Raw genomic sequence first — 2,483 nt, forward strand, 5'->3', positions numbered from 1 at the left:
TGGCTGATCCCTTCGTTTACGACGCCAAGAACATCGATCAGTTCTCCAAGATATTCTGATCGGGGCGTCTCGTGGCCAGCCCGGCAGATTTTCTGCCGGGCATTTTTTCCCTTCCGGTATAGTTGATGAACAAGATTACCCTGCCAGAGCCAATGTCAGAGACGCCTCTCCTGGAGATGCGTGGCATCTCCAAGTCGTTTCCCGGGGTGAAGGCATTGAACGACGTCAACATCGCGTTGTTCCCGGGCCGGGTGACGGCGCTGATCGGCGAAAATGGTGCGGGAAAGTCGACGCTCGTCAAAATCCTTACCGGCATCTACGAGTCCGACGAGGGCGAAATTCAGGTCGACGGCAAGCCGGTAGTCTTTGCTAATGCGCAGGATGCGATCGACTTCGGTGTCACCGCAATCCATCAGGAGACCGTGCTTTTTGACGAATTGTCGGTCGCCGAAAATATCTTTCTCGGCCATGCGCCGAAAACCAGGCTCGGTTTGGTCGACTGGAAAGCGGTCAACGCGCGCGCGTTGGCACTGCTCCATTCCCTGGAAAGCAATATCGATCCGCGTGTGCGTCTGAAGGATCTCTCGATTGCCCAGCGCCATCTCGTGGCCATTGCCCGTGCGCTCTCTGTCGATGCGCGCATTGTCATCATGGATGAGCCAACCGCCGCGCTTTCGCGCAAGGAGGTCGACGATTTGTTCCAGATCGTCAAGCGGCTGAAGGCCCAGGGCAAGGCCATCCTGTTCATCAGCCACAAATTCGATGAAGTCTACGAGATCGCCGATCATTATGCGGTCTTCCGCGATGGCAAGGCGGTTGGCAGCGGTGCGCTTGCAGGTGTTGGACAGGATGAGATCGTCAAGCTCATGGTCGGACGTTCCATCGAACATGCCTTCCCGAAAGTCGACATTCCGCTCGGCGAGACGGTGCTTTCGGTCGAAAACTACACACATCCGACCGAGTTTCGCGACATCAGCTTTGCCCTCAGGAAGGGCGAGATTTTCGGGATCTACGGTCTTGTCGGCGCAGGCCGCTCGGAAATCTGCCAATCGCTCTTTGGCGTCACAAAACCATCCGGCGGCACTCTTGAGCTGGACGGCAAGGAGATCGTAATCGGCTCGCCGAGCGATGCCATCAAGGCCGGTATCGTCTACGTGCCTGAGGAACGCGGCCGCCATGGCGCGGTATTGCAGCTCCCGATCTACCAGAACATTTCCCTGCCCTCGCTGACACGCACCTCTCGTTCGGGTTTCCTGCGCGCGGCGGAAGAGTTCGCCCTTGCACGGAAATATGCCGAGCGTTTCGACTTGCGCGCTGCCGCTCTTTCCGTGCCGGTAGGTACCTTGTCCGGGGGCAATCAACAAAAGGTTGTCATCGGCAAATGGCTGGCAACCCAACCGAAGATCCTTATCCTTGATGAACCGACCAAGGGCATCGACATTGGATCAAAGGCTGCGGTCCATGCCTTCATCAGCGAACTCGCCAGCGAAGGCCTCAGTATCATCATGGTCTCGTCGGAATTGCCGGAGATCCTCGGTATGTCGGATCGCGTGCTGGTGATGCGCGAAGGATTGTCGGCCGGTATCTTTGAGCGTTCGCAGCTGAGCGCCGAAACTCTGGTCCGCGCCGCTACTGGCAATGCGTAAAGGTTGAGTATGATCAGGCAATTGTTCAAATTCCGCGAAATGCTGCTGGTGATCATCATCGCCATTCTGCTTGCCGTCTTTTCCACGCGCTCACCGGGCTTTGCCACGCCGGGCAACCTGGCGAACATCTTCAATGACACGTCGATCCTGATTATTCTTGCGCTTGGCCAGATGACGGTGATCCTGACGAAATCCATCGATCTTTCCGTCGCAGCCAATGTGGCCTTTACCGGCATGGCGGTCGGCATGTTGAATGCCGCGCACCCGGAACTGCCCCTCGTGCTGATCCTTATTGTCGCTCTTTGCATCGGTGCCGTTCTGGGCGCAATCAATGGAATTTTCGTCTGGAAGCTCAACATTCCTTCCATTGTTGTCACACTCGGAACGCTGACGATCTACCGTGGCATGGCCTTCGTTCTCTCCGGCGGTGCTTGGGTGAACGCGCACCAGATGACAGCGCCCTTCCTGCAGACACCCCGCCAGCTCTTTCTCGGCCTGCCCATCCTTGGCTGGACGGCCATCGTCATAGTTGCCGTCATGTATCTCGTCATKTCACGCACGTTTCTTGGCCGGGCGATCTATGCCTCCGGCGGCAATCCGACAGCGGCGGTCTATGCCGGCATCGATGTTGGACGCACCCGCTTTTTCGCGTTCGTCATCTCCGGAACCCTCGCGGGTCTCTGCGGCTATCTTTGGGTGTCGCGCTACGCGGTTGCCTATGTTGATATCGCAGCAGGCTTCGAGCTTGATACTGTCGCCGCCTGCGTCATTGGCGGTATCTCGACGCTCGGAGGCATCGGCTCCGTAGCTGGCGCAGTACTTGGTGCGCTATTCCTC

General features: G+C 57.6%; 2 protein-coding genes. Both read left to right on the top strand.

Going from position 1 to position 2,483, the window contains the following annotated elements:
* The first annotated feature begins 125 nt into the window (after positions 1-125).
* Positions 126-1,646 carry a sugar ABC transporter ATP-binding protein gene (locus tag ACXJ5O_RS24240; RefSeq protein ID WP_457302135.1) on the top strand — a complete coding sequence of 507 codons (1,521 nt, stop codon included), beginning with the start codon at positions 126-128 and terminating at the stop codon, positions 1,644-1,646.
* A gap of 12 nt (positions 1,647-1,658) precedes the next feature.
* The coding region (locus ACXJ5O_RS24245) for an ABC transporter permease (RefSeq protein ID WP_457302136.1) at positions 1,659-2,483 on the top strand (825 nt) is incomplete at its 3' end.

It is taken from the genome of Phyllobacterium sp. P5_D12, from assembly GCF_054049495.1.

What these genes read in the sequence shown, in the direction of transcription:
- ACXJ5O_RS24240 (WP_457302135.1), top strand. Translation starts at nt 126, where the DNA reads ATGAACAAGATTACCCTGCCAGAGCCAATGTCAGAGACGCCTCTCCTG.